Origin of the sequence: Thioclava marina, from assembly GCF_002020135.1 — a bacterium.
In the GTDB taxonomy this organism is placed as follows: Bacteria; Pseudomonadota; Alphaproteobacteria; order Rhodobacterales; family Rhodobacteraceae; genus Thioclava; species Thioclava marina.
Window position 1 is genome coordinate 78,214 of the sequence record NZ_MPZS01000002.1, and the last position, 15,309, is coordinate 93,522.

At 65.1% G+C, this 15,309-nt stretch carries 17 protein-coding genes; 4 read left to right on the plus strand and 13 right to left on the minus strand.

The annotated features are described in order from the left end of the window. Positions 1–67 precede the first annotated feature (67 nt). The 3 genes from xth to BMG00_RS10605 form a co-directional block, all read right to left on the minus strand. The gene (gene xth, locus BMG00_RS10595; RefSeq protein ID WP_078529771.1) at positions 68–874 is read right to left on the minus strand and encodes an exodeoxyribonuclease III; all 807 of its coding nucleotides are present in this window, start codon (positions 872–874) and stop codon (positions 68–70) included. 252 nt (positions 875–1,126) lie between these two features. After that, complete coding sequence (locus tag BMG00_RS10600) at positions 1,127–1,549, minus strand: OsmC family peroxiredoxin (protein WP_078529773.1); 423 nt, start codon at positions 1,547–1,549, stop codon at positions 1,127–1,129. 62 nt (positions 1,550–1,611) lie between these two features. Next, positions 1,612–2,823: a deoxyguanosinetriphosphate triphosphohydrolase gene (locus BMG00_RS10605; RefSeq protein ID WP_078574331.1), complete on the minus strand. Its 1,212-nt coding sequence runs from the start codon at positions 2,821–2,823 to the stop codon at positions 1,612–1,614. Between the two features lie 93 nt (positions 2,824–2,916). Between BMG00_RS10605 and BMG00_RS10610 the strand changes: the two genes are divergently transcribed. Then, positions 2,917–3,246, plus strand: a complete 330-nt coding sequence (locus tag BMG00_RS10610) for a HesB/IscA family protein (protein ID WP_078529777.1) — start codon at positions 2,917–2,919, stop codon at positions 3,244–3,246. A gap of 121 nt (positions 3,247–3,367) precedes the next feature. Here BMG00_RS10610 and BMG00_RS10615 read toward each other — a convergent pair whose 3' ends face one another. The 8 genes from BMG00_RS10615 to pqqA form a co-directional block, all read right to left on the minus strand. Further along, entirely contained in the window at positions 3,368–4,084 is a 717-nt protein-coding gene (locus BMG00_RS10615; protein ID WP_078529779.1) for a C40 family peptidase, read from the minus strand. A gap of 98 nt (positions 4,085–4,182) precedes the next feature. Further along, the gene (locus tag BMG00_RS10620; protein WP_078529781.1) at positions 4,183–4,653 is read right to left on the minus strand and encodes a DUF6869 domain-containing protein; all 471 of its coding nucleotides are present in this window, start codon (positions 4,651–4,653) and stop codon (positions 4,183–4,185) included. Beyond that, positions 4,650–6,245, minus strand: a complete 1,596-nt coding sequence (locus tag BMG00_RS10625; RefSeq protein WP_078529782.1) for a peptide chain release factor 3 — start codon at positions 6,243–6,245, stop codon at positions 4,650–4,652. Before BMG00_RS10625 ends, BMG00_RS10620 begins: the two co-directional genes overlap by 4 nt. A 123-nt stretch (positions 6,246–6,368) precedes the next feature. Next, positions 6,369–7,457 (minus strand): pyrroloquinoline quinone biosynthesis protein PqqE, encoded by a 1,089-nt coding sequence (pqqE, locus tag BMG00_RS10630; RefSeq protein ID WP_078529783.1) that lies wholly within the window; start codon positions 7,455–7,457, stop codon positions 6,369–6,371. Further along, the gene (pqqD, locus tag BMG00_RS10635) at positions 7,454–7,729 is read right to left on the minus strand and encodes a pyrroloquinoline quinone biosynthesis peptide chaperone PqqD (RefSeq protein ID WP_078529784.1); all 276 of its coding nucleotides are present in this window, start codon (positions 7,727–7,729) and stop codon (positions 7,454–7,456) included. The genes pqqE and pqqD overlap by 4 nt, the downstream gene beginning before the upstream one ends. Continuing rightward, positions 7,726–8,472 carry a pyrroloquinoline-quinone synthase PqqC gene (gene pqqC, locus BMG00_RS10640; protein ID WP_078574332.1) on the minus strand — a complete coding sequence of 249 codons (747 nt, stop codon included), beginning with the start codon at positions 8,470–8,472 and terminating at the stop codon, positions 7,726–7,728. The genes pqqD and pqqC overlap by 4 nt, the downstream gene beginning before the upstream one ends. Further along, positions 8,469–9,365 carry a pyrroloquinoline quinone biosynthesis protein PqqB gene (gene pqqB, locus BMG00_RS10645; protein WP_078574333.1) on the minus strand — a complete coding sequence of 299 codons (897 nt, stop codon included), beginning with the start codon at positions 9,363–9,365 and terminating at the stop codon, positions 8,469–8,471. The genes pqqC and pqqB overlap by 4 nt, the downstream gene beginning before the upstream one ends. Before the next feature lie 28 nt (positions 9,366–9,393). Continuing rightward, positions 9,394–9,492, minus strand: coding sequence for a pyrroloquinoline quinone precursor peptide PqqA (pqqA, locus tag BMG00_RS10650; RefSeq protein WP_038079365.1), 99 nt, complete (start codon positions 9,490–9,492; stop codon positions 9,394–9,396). Positions 9,493–9,669: 177 nt separating this feature from the next. Between pqqA and BMG00_RS10655 the strand changes: the two genes are divergently transcribed. From BMG00_RS10655 to BMG00_RS10665, 3 genes are all read left to right on the plus strand, one after another. Next, complete coding sequence (locus BMG00_RS10655; protein WP_078574334.1) at positions 9,670–10,413, plus strand: alpha/beta hydrolase; 744 nt, start codon at positions 9,670–9,672, stop codon at positions 10,411–10,413. A 97-nt stretch (positions 10,414–10,510) separates the two neighbouring features. Further along, positions 10,511–11,221 (plus strand): alpha/beta fold hydrolase, encoded by a 711-nt coding sequence (locus BMG00_RS10660; protein WP_078529788.1) that lies wholly within the window; start codon positions 10,511–10,513, stop codon positions 11,219–11,221. 137 nt (positions 11,222–11,358) lie between these two features. After that, positions 11,359–12,837: an MORN repeat-containing protein gene (locus BMG00_RS10665; RefSeq protein WP_078574335.1), complete on the plus strand. Its 1,479-nt coding sequence runs from the start codon at positions 11,359–11,361 to the stop codon at positions 12,835–12,837. Positions 12,838–12,924: 87 nt separating this feature from the next. Here the strand turns inward: BMG00_RS10665 and BMG00_RS10670 are convergent, their stop codons facing one another. Further along, the gene (locus BMG00_RS10670) at positions 12,925–14,463 is read right to left on the minus strand and encodes a cryptochrome/photolyase family protein (protein WP_078574336.1); all 1,539 of its coding nucleotides are present in this window, start codon (positions 14,461–14,463) and stop codon (positions 12,925–12,927) included. After that, positions 14,460–15,110 carry an SDR family NAD(P)-dependent oxidoreductase gene (locus tag BMG00_RS10675; protein WP_078574337.1) on the minus strand — a complete coding sequence of 217 codons (651 nt, stop codon included), beginning with the start codon at positions 15,108–15,110 and terminating at the stop codon, positions 14,460–14,462. The genes BMG00_RS10670 and BMG00_RS10675 overlap by 4 nt, the downstream gene beginning before the upstream one ends. Between the last annotated feature and the right edge of the window lie 199 nt (positions 15,111–15,309).

A 15,309-nucleotide genomic window follows, 5' to 3' on the forward strand; every position in this document is an offset into this window, starting at 1 on the left:
CCTCTCTCCCGCCGCCACTATGCACAGTCGCGACGAGGCCGAGGAAGTGACGTTGCGGCAATTCGGATCAGGCGTCGAGCTCGATCCAGACCGGGACATGATCGGAGGGCTTGTCGCGGCCGCGGGTTTCCTTGTCGATGCCCACCTCTCGCATCAGGTCGGCCGCTTGCGGCGACAAAAGGAGGTGGTCGATCCGGATGCCGTTATTCTTCTGCCAGGCCCCCGCCTGATAATCCCAGAACGAATAATGCCCCGGCCCCTGCACGCGAGCACGGAAAGCCTCTGTGAAGCCGAGATTGAGGATCTCGCGAAAAGCCGCCCGGCTTTGCGGCAGCGCCAGCGCATCACCGCGCCAGGCTTCGGGCTTCGCCGCATCCTCGTCCTGCGGGATGATGTTGTAATCGCCCGCCATCACGACCGGCTCTTCAGTGGCCAGCAATTCCTCGGCCCGCGCTTTCATCCGCGCCATCCAGTTCAGCTTGTAGGCGTATTTACCGCCTTCGAGCGGCGCGCCCGTGTCGTCGAACTCGACCGGATTGCCGTTGGGCAGATAAAGCCCGCACAGCCGCACCGCGCGCACGCCCACCACCGTCGCCTCGATCCAGCGCGCCTGCTCGTCACTGTCATCGCCCGGCAGGCCGCGCGTCACATCCTCGAGCGGCAGCTTCGACAGGATCGCCACCCCGTTGAAGCTCTTCTGGCCGTGGGTTTCGACCTGGTAGCCCAGCTCCTCGAACAGCTCGCGCGGGAAGGCCTCGTCGACCGATTTGATCTCTTGGAGCAGCGCCACGTCGGGCTCGGCTTCCTTGAGCCAGTCAACCAGCGCCTGATGACGGGCCTTGATGCCGTTGATGTTGAACGTGGCGATTTTCATGGTCGGCAGCTCCGGCTTGGGTCTGGCACGGGTGTAGCGTCAAGCCGGGCCGGGAGACAAGGGCGGGGTTCGCTGCCTGGACCGCTGACGGGACTGATCCAGGCCGAGCCAATACAATCAACCGCAGACTAAAGAAGCCCACCCAGAATTTCTGATCGCGCGGAGCGACCAGCCCCGGGCCGCGCCCGACCCTCCCCCCGGAAAACGAAAAAGCGCCCCGCGGGGCGCCCTCTCCTCTCACACGAACCGGCCTCAGCCGATCGTCAAATCCAGCGTGACCTCGCACTTCAGCAGCTTGGAGATCGGACAGCCGGCCTTCGCGTCTTCCGCCGCCTTGCGGATCGCGGCCTCGTCGCCTGTGCCCTTCACCGTCGCGCTCAAGGCCGATTTCGTCACGGCGAACCCATCGTCCTTTTTCTCAAGCGAGACTTCTGCCTTGGTGTCGATCACAACGTCGCTTACCCCGGCCTCTTCCAGCCCAAGCGACAGCGCCATCGAGAAGCACGCCGCGTGCGCCGCCCCGATCAGCTCTTCGGGGTTCGAGCCCGGTTTGTCCTCGAACCGCGTGTTGAACCCGTAGGGCTGAGCGTCGAGCGCACCGCTCTCGGTCGAGATGGTGCCGCCGCCCCCCTTGATCGTGCCTTCCCAATGGGCGGATGCGTGTTTGCGGATCATGGCGTTCCCTCCTGTTGCTGTTCGTCACCAGACTAACAGAAACCACAGGAAAGTTGTTCCGCTCAGATATTGCGTCCGATCAGCCGTTCATATTCCTGAATCGCGAAACGGTCGGTCATCCCGGCCACGTAATCGAGCACCACCCGCGCCAGCGCCTGCTTTGCCTCCGGGCGCGTGCGATCCCCGCCCGCGATCCGGGCAAGCGCCACCTCGTCCTGCCAATCCTCGGGCAGAAGCTCGGGGCGCTCCATGAACAGCGGGAAGAGCGCGTTGACCATTTCGGTCACGCGCTTGCGCTCCACCACCACCGAGGGCGCGCGATACATGCGCTGGAACAGAAACTGCTTGAGCACCTTGAGGCTTTGATAGAGCGGCTTCGAGAAGCGGATGATCGGACCGTCCATGTGTCGGATATCGTCGACCGATTGCGGCCCGAGCGAGGTCAGACGGTTCTCGGCCACATGGATCACATCCTCGACCATGACGCCGAAGACCCGGCGCAGCGCCTCGTGCTGGCGGCGTGAGCGATCAAGCCCGGGATGCAGGCGATCCACTTCCGCGAAACACTCGCCGATCATCGGCAACTCGCAAAGGTCCTCTTCGGTGAAGAGCCCCGCGCGCAAGCCATCGTGCAGGTCGTGGTGGTTATAGGCCACGTCATCGGCGACCGCCGCCACCTGCGCCTCGGCCGACGCATTGGTCTCCAGCTCCAGATCCCATTGCGCATCGACCTCGGCCAAAGCGTAGGGAAGCTGGTCGCGGCAGGGAAAGCTGTGCGAGCCGCCCTTGTCGGAAATCGCGGGCCCGTTGTGTTTGGCGATGCCCTCGAGCGTTTCCCAGGTCAGGTTCAACCCGTCGAACCCGGCATAGTGCTTTTCGAGCTTGGTCACGATCCGCAGCGCCTGCGCGTTGTGATCGAACCCGCCGTAAGGCGCCATCAGCTCGGCCAGCGCGTCCTCGCCCGTATGCCCGAAGGGCGGGTGCCCCAGATCATGCGCCAGCGCCACCGCCTCGGCCAAATCGGTATTGAGCCCCAAGGCCCCCGCGATGGTGCGCGCCACCTGCGCCACCTCGATCGTGTGTGTCAGTCGCGTGCGGTAATAATCGCCCTCATGCTCGACGAAAACCTGCGTCTTGTGCTTGAGCCGCCGAAACGCCGAAGAATGGATGATCCGGTCGCGATCGCGCTGGAAGGGCGAGCGGAAGGTGGACATGCTTTCGGGATGAAGCCGCCCGCGGCTCTCGCCGGGCTGGCAGGCATAGGGCTTGAGCACTGGAAAAACCTCGTCTTGTCGGCACGCCTCGCCCCTCCTATATCTCGGATGTGACGGAAATACAGGCCCTGCGGGGCCAGGAAGGCCACTCCGATGCAACTGCCCCCCAAAGTGACCGATCGCGCCTTCGCGCGGCTGGCGGAAATCAACGAAGGTCGTGATGCACCCCAAGCGCTGCGTGTGGCCGTCGAGGGTGGCGGCTGTTCGGGCTTTCAATATGACATCAAGCTCGAAGAGAGTGCGGCCAGCGACGATATCGTGCTCGAAGGCGCGGGCCAGAAGGTACTGATCGACCCGGTCTCCCTGCCCTTCCTCGAAAACGCCACCATCGATTTCACCGACGAGCTGATCGGCGCGCGTTTCGTGATCGAGAACCCGAACGCCTCGAGTTCCTGCGGCTGCGGTATCTCCTTCTCGATGTAAGCCTGCGCCCGTGGTGGTGGCAGGACGCTCCGCGGGGGATATTTGAAGCAGTTGGAATGTGTGGAAACAGATCTTCCAACTGCTTCAAATATCCCCGCCGGAGGCTCCCGAACCCTCCACCTCACTCCGCCAAGGGCAATTTGCGGAAATCAAACCCCGCCTCCAGCGTCGGCTTGATGACCTCGAAATAGGGTGAGAGGTCGAAATCGCGCGGCGTGAAAAGCGAGTAATGCCGGATATGCAGGATCTCGCGCTGCGCATCTTCCGAGCTTTGCTCGATATCGGGCAGGATCGGGTAGTGGACCGAATGGAAGGCCTCGGCGATCACGGTCGAGCAGATCGCCCGCGTCGGATCGCCTGAGCCTAACGCCAGCATCCGGCGCCGGAACCGGTGCGGCACGGGCGGGCGCGGCAGCAGGTATCGCGCGAGATCGACCACGTTCTTCAGATCATAGCTGCGCCCGACCGCGGCCTGCATGTAGTCGATGACTGCTTCCAGCTGGGCATGTTCCAACCCGATGGGGCGGCAGATCCGGGTGTTGAGATGCGCATATTCGGACAGGCCCGTGATCCGCACGCCCGCCTCCAGATCGGCCTCGATCAGCTCGCCCCCCGGCGGGCCTCCGGTGTAGAAGGCCGCGTGCGACCAGGTGGAATGGGTCAGATATTTGATCGCCGCCGAAATCCGCCGGTCGCCCTCGACCAGAAGCACGTCACCGGGGCGCAGCGTGGCGCGCAGCGCGCGGGTCGGGATCACACCGAACGGTTTGTAGTACCGCGTCTGCTTTTGCAGAAACCGCGCGATCCTTTTCCCCAAGAAACGAGAGATTTGCGCCATGACCTCCTCCTGTTTCAGAGCTAGGTCGGAGGCGCGCAGGTGCACAGGTCAGGCGCGGAACTGTGATTTACGCCAACTGACGCCCGAGCAGGTGCGCATCACTTCGCGGGCAGCGGGCCGCCCATGTCGATGCCGGTATCCATCGCCAGAGCACGGGCTTTCTCGATCCGCGCCCACAGTTCGGGATCACCCTCGCCCTGCGGCCAGACGCCGGTCAGCGCGAAACGGAACCGCGCGGAATGGCGGGCTTCGCGCTCGATCCGGTCGATGAACTCCGCGCCATGATCGGCGATCAGATCCTCGAGCGGCCCCGCGGCCAGCATCACGACCTGCCAGACGGTCGTGGCATCCGTCAGCGCCTTGCGGATGAACCCCCAAAGCACTTCGGGATGTTCGCGCAGCTCGAAGACGCAGAGCACCGACCAGGGGAAGCTCTCATCCTCCGGCTCGACCTCGTTGTCGGCAAGCCACAACGCCACCAACGCCTCGACCGTGCGCACATCATCTGGGGCGCTGGCCTCGTTGCACAGGATCGACACAAGCTCGGGGGGCAGCGGGGTGGTGGTCACTGCATCATCTCCTTGGTCGCGCTCAGCGTGACACCCTCATAGTCGCGCACCACGCGGTCGATGTCCCATTGCAGGCGTGTCAGGAAGACGATGTCGCCGTCATGGTCGTAGGAGATGTGCTGCTTGTTGGCGTTCACCAGTTTCTCGACCGCCACCTTGTCGCCCTGCACCCAACGCGCGGAGGTGAATTGCGAGGGCTCGAAACGCACGGGGATGCCATATTCCAGCTCGATCCGGCTTGCCAGCACGTCGAATTGCAGCGCGCCGACGACACCCACGATAAAGCCCGAGCCGATCGCGGGTTTGAACACCTTGGCCGCGCCCTCCTCGGCGAATTGCATCAGCGCCTTTTCGAGGTGCTTGCCCTTCATCGGGTCTGTCGCGCGCACCGATTGCAGCAGTTCGGGCGCGAAGCTCGGGATGCCGGTGAAGCGCAGCGTCTCGCCCTCGGTCAGCGCGTCGCCGATGCGCAGCTGGCCGTGGTTCGGGATACCGATGATGTCGCCGCCCCAGGCCTCTTCGGCCAGCTCGCGGTCGGCGGCAAGGAACAGAACCGGGTTCGACACCGCCATCGGCTTTTTCGAACGCACATGGAAGAGTTTCTGGCCACGCTCGAAATGCCCCGAGACGAGGCGCACGAAGGCCACGCGGTCGCGGTGCTTGGGGTCCATATTGGCCTGAACCTTGAAGACAAAGCCCGCGACCTTCTTCTCCTCGGGGGCCACGTCGCGCTCGGCGGTGTGGAAGACCTCCGGCTCGGGGCCGAATTCGCCGATCCCGTCCATCAGCTCCTTCACACCGAAGCTGTTGATCGCAGAGCCGAACCAGATCGGGGTCATATGCCCTTCGAGGAAGCTCTGGCGGTCAAAGGTCGGCAGCAGCTCGCGGGCCATCTCGACCTCTTCGCGCAGCTTTTCCAGCAGATCGGCAGGCACATGTTCGGCCAGTTTCGGGTCGTCCAGACCACTGATCTTGATCGACTCGGCCACCTTGTTGCGGTCGGCCCGGTCCATCAGTTCCAGCCGGTCATGCAGCATGTCGTAGCAGCCGAGAAACTCACGACCCACGCCGATCGGCCAGGAGGCCGGGGCCACGTCGATCGCGAGGTTTTCCTGGATCTCGTCGATGATCTCGAAGGTCTCGCGGCTCTCGCGGTCCATCTTGTTACAGAAGGTCAGGATCGGCAGGTCGCGCAGGCGGCAGACCTCGAAGAGCTTGCGGGTCTGGCTCTCCACGCCCTTCGCCCCGTCGATCACCATGATCGCGGCGTCCACGGCGGTCAGCGTCCGGTAGGTATCTTCCGAGAAATCCGAGTGGCCGGGCGTGTCGACGAGGTTGTAGCGATAGGTGCCGTATTCGAACGACATCGCCGAGGCCGAGACCGAGATCCCGCGATCCTGTTCGAGCTTCATGAAGTCCGAGCGCGTGCGCCGTGCCTCGCCCTTGGCGCGCACCTGTCCGGCCATCTGGATGGCGCCGCCGAAAAGCAGGAACTTTTCGGTCAGGGTGGTCTTGCCCGCATCCGGGTGCGAGATGATCGCGAAGGTGCGGCGACGGGCGATTTCGGGCGGGAGGGCGGGACGGTTGCTCATGCGCGCTCGTTTATCCTGACCGCGCGCCCCTTGCAATCGCGCAGGTGCGCGGGTGCGGCAGGCGCGCTCGCTGAGTTCCGAACCCCGGAACGATCCCCTCGGGGCCGCGAGGAGAAACGTACCTCAGGCGTAATGGCGATAGGTCAGCTCGGCGCTCTCGCCCTCGGCGTTGAACGCCTCCGCCATCGCCCGCATCTTCGCATGAGCTGGCGATTTCACGCAGACCGGATCGGCCGCCGCGGGATCGCCCGCGATGGCCAGCGCCTGACAGCGGCAGCCTCCAAGGTCGATTGCCTTGCGCTCGCAACTGCGGCAGGGCTCCTTCATCCAGTCATCGCCGCGATAGGCGTTGAAGGCGGGGTTGTCGTACCAGATCTCGCGCAGCGAACGATCCCGCACCGTCCAGAACTCCAGATGCGGAATGGTGCGCGCCGCATGGCAGGGCAGGACCAAGCCGTCTGGTGCAATGTTGAGCCCGACCGACCCCCATCCATTCATGCAGCGTTTGGGATAGTCGCCATGGTAGTCGGCGGGGACGAAATCGATCACCAGCTTACCCTTGAGCGACTCGCGCGCCTCGGCCACAAGCGCCTCGGCTTCGCGGGCCTGTTCGCGTGTCGGCATCAGGGCGGCGCGGTTCTTCATCGCCCAGCCGTAGAATTGCACGATCGCCACCTCGATCCGACGCGCGCCCATCTCCTGCGCCATCTCCAGCGCGCGCGGCAGCTGATGCAGGTTCTGGCGATGCAGCACCGCGTTGAGCGTAAGCGGAAAGCCGATCTCGCCGATCCAGCCCGCTACCTGCATCTTGCGCGCGAACCCGCCCTTGTAGCCGCCGATCCTGTCGGCCAGTTCCGCATCCATCCCCTGCAAGGACAGCTGGACATGATCAAGCCCCGCCGTGTCGAGTTCCTCGAGCCTGCGCCGCGTCAGCCCGATCCCCGACGTGATGAGATTGGTGTAAAGTCCCGCCTCGCGCGCGGCGCGCACCAGATCGGTCAGGTCGCGCCGGGTCGCGGGCTCGCCCCCCGAAAGGTGGAGTTGCAGCACGCCCAGCTCTGCGGCCTCGGCAAAGACCCGCGTCCAGTCCTCGGTCGACAATTCGCGCTCCTGCGCCTCGAGTTCGAGCGGGTTCGAACAATAAGGACAAGCCAGAGGGCAGCGGTGGGTCAGCTCGGCCAACATGGCCATCGGGGGCGGAATGCGGCTCATGCGACCTCCAGGATGCGACGCTCGGCCAGCGCTTCGATGAAGCCCGAGACATCCGGCGCGATCTGTTCGCGCGGAGCGGCATAATCCGCTGCGAGTCGGTCGATCAGCGTGGTGAAATCCGTCCGCCCGTCGATGCGCGAGAGGATGGCGTGGCCGATCTCGTCGAGGGCGATGGTCTTCTCCGGCGCAAGCAGCACCCAGCGGTCGCGCACCGCATCGCGATGCAGCCGGACCCCGCGCGGGATCACCGGGATCGCGCCTTGGGCGATCATGCCGCGACCCGGATCAGATGCGTGCCGGGCTGCCAGCCCCCGGGCGGGATGTGCGCAGGCGCGACATAGGCCGAATGGAGCGCATCGAGCTGGGCCCAGAGCACATCGGTCTTGAACTCGAGCGCCGCCGCCGCCGCATCCTGCTTTTCCTGCGTATCGGCATGATCGAGCACCCATTTCAGCCCGAAGGCCACATCCTTGGGCGCCTCCGACAGGCGACGCTTGAAATAGGACAGCGACCGGTCATCGGCGAAATCGTAATGCGCGAGCAACCCCTCGATCCGGTTGGCATGGATCGCGGGCGCGAAAAGTTCGGTCAGCGAGGAGGCCACGGCCTCGAGCAGCGTCTTGTCGCGCACGAACCGGACATAGGCGTCACAGGCGAACCGCGTCGCGGGAAGCACGCCCTGCCGCGAGGCCACGTAGTCGCGGTCGAGTCCCACCGCATCGGCCAGCCGCAACCAGCGCTCGATCCCGCCCTCGTTCTCGGCAGTTCCATCGTGATCCTCAATGCGCGAGCGCCATGCCCTTCGCAGCGCCGGCTCCTCGACGCGCGACATGAAGGCGGCATCCTTCATCGGGATCGTATGCTGATAGTAATAGCGGTTGATCACCCAGGCGCGCACCTGATCGGGGGTGCAACGACCCGAGTGGAGCATATCGTGGAACGGGTGCTTGTCGTGGTAGCGCTCCGCACCGATCTGGCGCAGGCGGGCCTCGAAGGCCTCGCGTGTCTGGGTCATAGCCTTACCTCCATCCCGTCCTGCCCGATCATCCAGCCCGCCGCCTCGACGCGGGCGCGTTCCTGCGAATCCGGGCGCAGCACGGGGTTGCTGTTGTTCATGTGCACGAAGATGCGCTTGGCGATGCCGAGCCCTTCGAAAGCGGCGAGACTGCCCTCGGGCCCCGAGATCGAGATATGCCCCATGCGCCGCCCGGTCTTGGCGCTCAGTCCCGCGGCGATCATCTCGTCATCCGACCAGAGCGTGCCGTCGAACATCACGAGATCGGCGCCCTTCAGCCGCGCCGCAAGCGCCGGGGTCAGTTTCGCGCAGCCCGGAATGTAGAACGCGCGGGTTTTTCCTGCGCGCAACTCCACCCCCACGGTCTGCTCGCCCTCCAGATCGGTCACGACCTCGGCGCCCTCGAGATAGAGCGGCACCTTGCCCGGCACAGCAAAGAGCTGCGCGCTCAGGTCGGGCGCAAGCTCGAATGGCGTATCGAGCGCGACCGGCGCGCGGGTCACGCAATCGGGCCGCAGCGCATCGAAGATCGGGTTCGCCCCGAGCACAGCATGGATCTCGAGCGTGGCGAAAAGCGTGAAGTTCTGGCTTTCGCGCAGCACCAGCAGGCCCGCCACATGGTCGATATCGCCATTGGTGACCAGCACCGAGCGAAGCGGCAGGTCGCGCAGCCCCGTCGGGTGCAGCTCGGGGGTGCGCGCCATCTGTTCGCGAATATCTGGAGAGGCGTTCAGGATCGCCCAGTCCCGCCCGTTGCCGCTGACCGCGACCGAGCTTTGCGTCTGGGCCGGGATTTCCCCGGCCCGCGCAAGATTGCAATTCGTGCAACCGCAATTCCACTGGGGAAGGCCGCCTCCGGCTGCCGCCCCCAGGATCCGCGCGTGAAGTGTCATTCGGCCCTCCCCGCGCCGAAAGCACGCCTCAGAAGAGGACGCCGCCCTCGTCGCCCGAATCCGGACCGTACATGTTGATTTCCATACCGCAGTCGATTGCGCGCAGAACGGGTTTCGCCCAGGCCATGATATCCTCCCTAGTGACTCAAGAATGTCGACCATTAGCACCCACACAAGCCCGTCGCGGCAATTAGACCTTGGTCGTAGCGGGCGGCTCTCGGCCCATCGGGGGGATCGCGGAGCGTGGCTTGAGGCCTCCCGCGCCCGGCGCTAGGCTGGGCGCGACTTTGCCACGGAGGAGCGCATGACCGATTATCTCGACACGCCCGAGGGCCGCCGCATCGCCTATAACCGCACCCCGGGCAAAGGCCCGGGCGTCGTGTTCCTGGGTGGTTTCAAATCGGACATGGAAGGCACGAAGGCGATCGCACTCGAGGAGTGGGCCAAGCGCGAGGGCCGCGCCTTCCTGCGCCTCGACTATTCCGGCCACGGCGTCTCGGGCGGCGCGTTCGAGGACGGCGCGATCGGTGACTGGTTCGAGGACGCGCGCGACACGATCATGGCGCTGACCGAGGGGCCGCAAATTCTCGTGGGCTCGTCGATGGGCGGCTGGATATCGCTGCTGATGGCGCGCGAGCATCCCGAGCGGGTTGCCGGCCTCGTGACCATCGCCGCCGCGCCCGATTTTACCGAAGACGGCTATTGGGCGAGCTTCGACAAGGAGACGCGCCACAAGCTCGAATCGGAAGGCTCGGTCGCGGTGCCATCGGAATACGGCGAGCCCTATGTGATCACGCGGCGCCTGATCAACGAGGGGCGCACCCGGCTCGTGCTGCGCACGCCCCTGTCGCTCCCCTTCCCGACCCGCTTCCTGCAAGGTACGGCCGACGATGCCGTGAGCACCGAAACCGCGATCCGCCTTCTCGATCATGCCGAGGGCGACGACATGCGGCTGACGCTGGTGAAGGGCGCCGATCACCGGTTCTCGACGCCCGAGTGTCTGGCACTGATCGAGACGGCGCTTGCCGAGGTGATCGAGCGGCTGTGATCCGCCGCCCAGCGGTTTTCAATTTGCCAGCCCAGCGGGCTTGCGGCACACTCCGCCTCAACAGAGCGCAAAAGCGCCGCGAAAGAGGTTTCGAGCCATGCCCAACGACCCGCTGGTCTTCCTGCCCGGATTCATGTGCGATGCACGCCTGTTCTGGCACCAGTTGCAGGACCTGTCGAGTGAACGCAGCGTGATGGTCGCGCGGTTGCGCGGCTCTACCATCGAGGAGATGGCGCAGGCGGTACTAGCCGATGCCCCCACACGCTTTGCGCTCGCCGGACACTGGCTGGGCGGCGTGGTGGCAATCGAGATCCTGCGCCGCGCGCCCGAGCGCGTCAGCCAGCTCGCGCTGATCGATGTCTCGCCCCTGCCCGAGACACCGCAGGTCGCCGCCAGCCGCGAGACCCGGATCGTGGGGGCGCGCACGGGGCGGCTCGACGAGATGATGCTCGACGAGATCCCCTCCGACTCGCTCGCCCCCGGCGCGGGCCGCGCCACCGTACAGGCGCTGATGCTGGAAATGGCGGCCGCTCTCGGCCCCGACGCGTTCGAGCGCCAGTCGCGCGCGCTGATGCGCCGCCCCGATCTGCAACGCACACTGCGCAACACCAAGACGCGGGCGCTTTTGATGTGCGGCGAATATGACCGCATCTGCCCGCCGCGCCGCCATGAATTCCTTGCCGAGCTGATGCCCCATGCGGAATACCGGCTGATCCTGGGCGCTGGCCACATGAGTCCGCTCGAACAGCCCGAGAAGATTACCCAAGGGCTGCGCGACTGGCTTGGCGCACCGCTACTCCTGGCGTGAGCGGCCTGCCGAACGCCTGGCCAAGCGGACTGCACCTTGCGCGCTTGTCACCCCCGGGCGCGGCATTTAACCTTTGTAAAAGGGCCGCGCGGGACGAATCCGCCGCGCAGCCGAGGGCAGCAGGATCGAGGGCAGGCATGGCAGGGGCGCAGCTTCGCACCGTCGCATTGGCATTTCTCGTCGGGCTCGGCACTCAGGCCGCGCTCGCAAAGGACGTGATCACCAAGCAATACGAGGATGGCGGGCTCTACGAGGGCACGTTCACCGACGGCAAGCAGGACGGCTACGGCACCTACAAGCTTCCCTCGGGCTATGAATACGAGGGCGAATGGGTGATGGGCGAGATCCGCGGTCAGGGCCGCGCACGCTTTCCCAACGGCTCCGTCTACGAGGGCGAATTCGCCCGCGGCAAACCCAATGGCAAGGGCAAGATCACCTTTGCCGACGGCGGCACCTATGAGGGCGACTGGCTCAACGGCCAGATCACCGGCACCGGGACCGCCCGTTACGCCAACGGCTCAACCTATACCGGCCAGTTCCGCGATGCGATGCATGACGGCAAGGGCACGCTCGAGAGTGCGAACGGCTATCGCTACGAGGGCGACTGGCTGGGCGGGATCAAGCAGGGGGTGGGCAAGATCACCTATCCTGACGGCTCGACCTATGAAGGCCAGATGGCAAACGGCCAGCGCGATGGCGAGGGTACGCTGACGATGACCGACGGGCTGAGCTATGTCGGTCAGTGGAAAGACGGGCAAATGAACGGGATGGGAACGCTGACCCAACCCAATGGCGATGTCTACGAAGGCGAGATGGCGGGCGGCAAGCGCCACGGCAGGGGCCGCGTGACCTATGCCAATGGCGATGTCTATACCGGCGAGTTCCTGCTCGACAAACGCCACGGCACCGGCACCTTCCGCGGCACCGATGGCTATGTCTATGCCGGCGACTGGAACGAGGGCCGGATCGAAGGCGAAGGCCGCGCCACCTACCCGGACGGCTCGATCTACGAGGGCCATTTCCTCAACGACCAGCCCGACGGCCAAGGCAAGATCACCTATCCCGACGGCTCGAGCTACGAGGGCGGCTGGGTCGCGGGAGTGATCGAGGGCACCGGCATCGCGCATTACGCCAACGGGCTCGTCTATGAGGGCGAGTTCAAGAACGCGCGCAATGACGGGCGCGGCAAGATGACCTATCCCGACGGCTATACCTATGAAGGCGACTGGGCCGATGGCCAGCGCGACGGCCAGGGTATCGCGCACTATGCCGACGGCACGATCTATGAGGGCGGGTTCAAGCGCGGCCAGCGCGACGGAACGGGCAAGCTGACGATGCCCGACGGGTTCGTCTACGAGGGTGAGTGGCGCAATGGTGCGATCGACGGCGCAGGACGGGCGATCTATGCCAATGGCGATGTCTACGAGGGCAATTTCACCAATGGCAAGCGCGAGGGGCAAGGCAAGATGACCTATGCTTCGGGCAAGACCGCCGAGGGCCAGTGGACGAATGATGCGCTCGCGACCGGGGGGGGGACAGGCGCGGAGACGAGCGCGCCGCCCAGCCCCGACACCGCCGAGAGCGCGCCCGCGCAGGACACGCCCGCGGGCAATTGAGCGCGCAGCTCCCGGCCCGTGCACTCGTGACAGCTGCGGGAGCCTCCGGCGGGGATATTTTTACCAACTCGAAGGGGTAGCAGAGGATCAGATCCGCGCGCCGGCGTCGAGCTTGGCGAGAATGGCTTCGGCCGTCTTCAGCTTGGCTTCGCGCGTCGCTTCGTCCTGTTTGTCCCAGTTGCGGTAGACGAGTTTCATTCGGGCATTCCCTTCGAACCGGGCGCGATGGCGGTCGATGAAATGCCAGTAGAGGCTGTTGAACGGGCAGGAGTTTTCGCCATCCTTCGCCGTCACCGCATAGGCGCAGCCCCCGCAATAATCCGACATCTTGTCGATATAGGCGCCCGAGGAAATATAGGCTTTCGAGGCGATGACCCCGCCATCGGCGAACTGGCTCATCCCTGCCGTATTGGGCGCCTCCACCCATTCATAAGCGTCGATATAGACGGCGAGATACCAATCCTGCACCTGGCGCGGATCGATGCCCGCCAACAGCGCGAAATTCCCTGTCACCATCAGCCGCTGGATGTGATGGGCATAGGCGAGATCGCGTGTCTGGGCGATCGCGGCTTTCATGCAGGCCATGTCGGTTTCGGCCGACCAGTAGAACCATGGCAGGTCGCGTTTGTGGTTCAGCGCGTTGCGGGACGTGTAATCGGGCCCTTCGAGGAAATAGATCCCGCGGACATATTCGCGCCAGCCGAGGATCTGACGGATGAACCCCTCGACAGACTGGATCGGGGCCCTGCCCGCCCTGTAGGCCGCTTCGGCCGCGTCGCACACCTCGCGCGGGGTAAGCAGGCCGAGATTGAGGCACGAAGACAGGAGCGAGTGATAGAGGAGCCGATCATCCTCCAGCATCGCATCCTGATAGGGGCCGAAATCGCAAAGGTTGTGGGAGATGAAATGCTTCAGCGCGCGTTCCGCCTGCGCGCGGCTGACGGGCCAGTTGAATTCCTCCAGCGTGCCAAAATTGTCGGGAAATTCCGCCGCGACCATGTCGAGTACCTCTTGCACCAGCGTATCCTTGCGGAATGTGGGCGCGGGCTCGCGGAAGAGATCTGGCTGGGCGGGCTTGCGGTTCTCCTTGTCGTAATTCCAGGTGCCGCCCGCCGGATCGTCACCCTCCATCAGTAGGCCGGTCTCGCGGCGCATCTCGCGGTAAAACCACTCCATGCGCAGCTCCTTGCGACCCTTGGCCCAATCCGCAAAGCGTTTCTCCGAGCAGATGAAGCGGTCGTCGGGCAACTGGCGGATCTTAATGGGCACGCTGTCGAACGTCTCGCGCAGGCGCCATTCACCGGGCGCGAGGGTCAGGACCTCCTCTGCCCCGACCTCCTCGGCACGCCTCGCGAATTCTCCGACGAGAGAGCCCGCGTTCTCAGCATCGGTGAGCTTCGTATAGAGAACGCGCCAGCCGTCGCGCTCCAGCTCATCGGCAAAGCGGCGCATCGCGGCGAAGGTCAGGGCGAGTTTCTGCTTGTGATGGCCGGTATAGGTCGCCTCCTCGCGCACCTCGGCCATGACCACCACGTCACGCGCCTTGTCCCCCGCGCGCAAAGCCGCGCCCTCAGGGCTGAGCTGATCGCCGAGCACCGCGATCAGGCAGGGTTTACCGTCGCTCACCAGGGGATCTCCTTGCCCGCATGGTCGAAGAAGCCACCGGTTTGCGCCGGGCTCAGGCCGTCGAGCACATCGAGCAGACGCCGCGCGGCCTCGGCGGGGGCGAGTTTGTCGCGCGGGTAATCGGCGGTGAAGGGCGTGTCGACCGTGCCGGGATGGAGGGCCGCGACCACGAGATGTTTGTGACTGCGGGCCAGTTCGATCGCAGCCCCGTGCAAAAGCTGGTTCAGTGCGGCCTTGGAGGTGCGGTAGCTATACCACCCGCCCAGCCGGTTATCTCCGATCGAGCCCACCCGTGCCGAGAGCGCCGCGAAGCGCGCGGGCCGGTCACGGGGGAGCAGGCGGGCTGCGTGTTTCAGAACCAGCGCCGGCCCGATAGCGTTCACCGCGAACTGGCTGGCGAGTTCCCCGGGCGTGAGCTGCGAGAGCGATTTCTCCGGCGTGCCAAGCGCGCCCGAGGCCACGAATACCAGATCGACCGGACTTTCAATCCCGGCGAGCCCCGCCTCGATCGACGCCTCGTCCGTCACGTCGAAGCCGTCGCGCGACCGCGACAGACCGCGCACCCGGTAGCTGCGCGCCTCCAACTCGGCACGGATCGCAGCCCCGATCCCGCCCGTATCTCCGATCACGATTGCCTGAGGGGTCACGCCTACCTCCCTTTTTGCTCGCTCAAGGCTACGCAGCCTCCCCCCGCGCGGTTTCTTTTTTGCTTTTCATTTGGGGCTCGGCGCTTATAGTGCGCCCCATGACACGGGACTTTCATATCCAGATCCAGACCGCCGGGGCCAGCGCCCGTGGCGCGATCTCCCGTGGTCTCCTTCTTCTTAGCAGCCTCTGAGCGTGCCT

Bases quoted from the DNA above. Each gene is read 5' to 3' on its own strand.
- xth (WP_078529771.1), bottom strand. From the start codon at position 874: ATGAAAATCGCCACGTTCAACATCAACGGCATCAAGGCCCGTCATCAG.
- BMG00_RS10600 (WP_078529773.1), bottom strand. From the start codon at position 1,549: ATGATCCGCAAACACGCATCCGCCCATTGGGAAGGCACGATCAAGGGG.
- BMG00_RS10610 (WP_078529777.1), top strand. From the start codon at position 2,917: ATGCAACTGCCCCCCAAAGTGACCGATCGCGCCTTCGCGCGGCTGGCG.
- BMG00_RS10615 (WP_078529779.1), bottom strand. From the start codon at position 4,084: ATGGCGCAAATCTCTCGTTTCTTGGGGAAAAGGATCGCGCGGTTTCTG.
- BMG00_RS10625 (WP_078529782.1), bottom strand. From the start codon at position 6,245: ATGAGCAACCGTCCCGCCCTCCCGCCCGAAATCGCCCGTCGCCGCACC.
- pqqE (WP_078529783.1), bottom strand. From the start codon at position 7,457: ATGAGCCGCATTCCGCCCCCGATGGCCATGTTGGCCGAGCTGACCCAC.
- pqqD (WP_078529784.1), bottom strand. From the start codon at position 7,729: ATGATCGCCCAAGGCGCGATCCCGGTGATCCCGCGCGGGGTCCGGCTG.
- pqqC (WP_078574332.1), bottom strand. From the start codon at position 8,472: ATGACCCAGACACGCGAGGCCTTCGAGGCCCGCCTGCGCCAGATCGGT.
- pqqB (WP_078574333.1), bottom strand. From the start codon at position 9,365: ATGACACTTCACGCGCGGATCCTGGGGGCGGCAGCCGGAGGCGGCCTT.
- pqqA (WP_038079365.1), bottom strand. From the start codon at position 9,492: ATGGCCTGGGCGAAACCCGTTCTGCGCGCAATCGACTGCGGTATGGAA.
- BMG00_RS10655 (WP_078574334.1), top strand. From the start codon at position 9,670: ATGACCGATTATCTCGACACGCCCGAGGGCCGCCGCATCGCCTATAAC.
- BMG00_RS10660 (WP_078529788.1), top strand. From the start codon at position 10,511: ATGCCCAACGACCCGCTGGTCTTCCTGCCCGGATTCATGTGCGATGCA.
- BMG00_RS10665 (WP_078574335.1), top strand. From the start codon at position 11,359: ATGGCAGGGGCGCAGCTTCGCACCGTCGCATTGGCATTTCTCGTCGGG.